The organism is Candidatus Schekmanbacteria bacterium, from assembly GCA_003695725.1.
Lineage (GTDB): Bacteria > Schekmanbacteria > GWA2-38-11 > GWA2-38-11 > J061 > J061.
This window is the reverse complement of sequence record RFHX01000002.1, coordinates 1-2,759: the sequence shown is the minus strand read 5'-3', so window position 1 is coordinate 2,759 and position 2,759 is coordinate 1. Positions and strand designations below refer to the sequence as shown.

The 2,759-nt window shown below is 38.4% G+C and carries 2 protein-coding genes; both read right to left on the bottom strand.

Annotated features, from left to right (window positions below; translation table 11 throughout):
* Positions 1-97: 97 nt before the first annotated feature.
* Positions 98-529 (bottom strand): hypothetical protein, encoded by a 432-nt coding sequence (locus D6734_00045; GenBank protein RMF98541.1) that lies wholly within the window; start codon positions 527-529, stop codon positions 98-100.
* A 114-nt stretch (positions 530-643) separates the two neighbouring features.
* Positions 644-2,759: VWA domain-containing protein (locus D6734_00040; GenBank protein RMF98540.1), on the bottom strand; the 2,116-nt coding region annotated here is incomplete at its 5' end.

Below are 2,759 nucleotides of genomic sequence, written 5' to 3'. Positions count from 1 at the left end.
GTGAAAACCTTCTTCTTGCCGCTTCGTTGATACAGGTAAAATGCGCCTACAATGACAATTAATAGAAGAAAAATAGGGATTATAGCTTTTTTCATATTTAGCATCCTCCTCCTCCGCCACTGGAACAACTATAGTTTGTAACAACTCCTGTCACTATATTTGACCAGGGGCTGACAGTTCCATCGGTAAATCTTGCCCTCATCCTGTAAAAATATCTCGCACCTGCTGGCAAATTATAACTGTAACCGCATGCTGAACCATTTCCAAGATGATCAGTTTCATCAGGTTCAAGCAAGTCTCTCTCCGTTTCAAGATCTGTCCAGTTTACCATATCAGTGCTGTACTGAATATCGTAACTGTCCAAATTGGAATCTATTATCATATTCCAGCTTATATGAAGGCCATACCCTTTGCCTGAAACAAGCACCGGCAAAACGCTTTCAATCACAGGCATATCAACATCATATTCTTCCACAGAACCGCTTACAACATTCGACCATTCATCTCCTGTCGAGCGCCTTGCTTTCAAAGCATAATGGTAGGTCTGTCCGTTTTTAAGGCAGTTTGTATAGTTCTCAAAAGATATGTTTCCATAATGGTCATAAGCTATGCTGTCAAATGGCAGATTTCCATCTAAAAGCTGCTAGTAAAGGTCTGTGCCGTCAACGCTGTACCAAAGCTCAAAGGCAATAAGGTTTGCAGTGTCTATTTCATCCCATTCAAGATGCAGTCCATATCCCATTGTATCATCCTCGGCACTTGTTACAGACAATATATTAGGCGTTGTTGGAAACTGCGGAGGCGCGATTCTTCCCGATGGAGGTTCAGGCAGAATGTTTCTCTCAATAAAAACATCCTGCATTTTACCTCTGTGCCCTTGGATAATCACGCCTGCATCCTGTGTCATTCTTTCAGCCACATCAGAAAAAAATTTATCTTGGAAAGCATCAAGATCTCGTACAGTAGTCAGTATATACTTATTCATTAGTGATTTTGATTTTTTCCCAACATTTTTTCCTATTCTCTTTCTTATCTCCCATAACGCGCCACTCCAAATTTTGCTTCCTTCATAAGGGTCTGTTATATTGCTGTTGTAATTTAGACTGTTGTTCATCTCTCGCAGTGGACAGCCCAAACTTCTGATTTTTCCAAACCATTTTCCGAAACCGGATTTTTTAAAATAATTTCCTGCAAGGAAATCAGCAAATCCTTCAACTAATGCTTTTGACTCCGGGGCACCAGCAGCAAGAGTTACAGTCCAGCCAGCATTTATATCACAGGATATTGCATGTGCATATTCATGAAGTATAACATCGGCATCCTCTGCGTCATCACGATTCTGGTCAACCTTTGCAAAATAGATTACATCATTGTCATAATCGAAGTGGCTGGCTTGATTCGAATTATTATCATGAACATCAGCCACAGTAATCTTATTAATATTAATTCCGGTGCCGTTTCCCAAACTTTTCGATATAAACCTTCGAAATTTATCAATATGGTAATATGCCATTACTTCTTCAAACGAACCGTTATCAACACCATAGTAAAAATTATTGGAATCACAGGTATCTCCGTCTCTCAAATTATGGACTCTCACATATGTGCCGTTTAGATAGCCCGAACCATCAAGCCCTTTCAGCTTTCTTTTTTTTCTATAATCATTGAGTGTTGCAGTTGAAGCATTCTTGGTTATATTACCACATCCGCCGGCAGAGCGCACAGGACTTTCTTTAAAAACTTTACCTTTGACCTTTTGAGGCGGAAGCTTTTTTATAATATCTGTGAAAACTTTAGAAAATTTTATAGTGTCATTATTAACATATGTACTACTTGTCTCATTTGCCATTTTTTCTAATGGATTTTTTACAATATCAGAACTATTTGGCCCGGCTGAGTAGCCGCCGTCAAATTTATAATATGTGACAGAATTAAGAGTACTTAGAGGGTGATCATTGCTCCATGATTCAACATAAACAATTTCACCATTGGGTGTTTGCTTGCCAAAAAGACTTCCTAAATCCGCTTCTATTGGCGGATTCCATGTTGTAATTTCCCCCGGCAATGGACAGTCTGAAACTGCTGGATACATTAATTCGCACACCCCGGTAGTAAGTTGGGTTACTTTTGTATAAGAAGTATTTATATCTCCCATTCCATTTATCCCGCCGGGAACGGATCCCTCTACATTATAAAAAAATACTTTTGTCATTGAATACGAGCTTTTCAGGTTATTGATTTTTGTCACAACATCACCTTTATTTTTATTTGCACTGCTATTATCAACTCCATCGGAAAGGACAACGAGAACCGCCATAGCATTAGGATTATTCTGCAAATAATCTGTTTTTAGATACTGTGCTCCTTCCCATACAGCATCATACAATGCTGTCCCTCCTGATGCTGTAAGCAAATCAATTTCCGACTTTGCCTGTGATGCATTTCGCGGACTTTTTTTTGTTGAATCAACTATGGAATTAAAAGTTATGATTCCATATTTTCTTGGCATCAAACTATTGATTCCATCTATACGTGTTATTAATCTTTTTGCTCTGTAGCGCAGTGTTGCAATTCTGCTTCCTTTAGAACTCTTAATATCATCGTTCTGGTTCATACTGCCGCTTGTATCTAAGACGAATAAAACAAATACTTTATCCGCACAAACACCAGATACCTGTTTTCCCCATCCTAATATTGATATGCTGATACAGCAAAAGATGATTAAAAGCTTATAATATTTTCTTAAAGGCATTCTATCT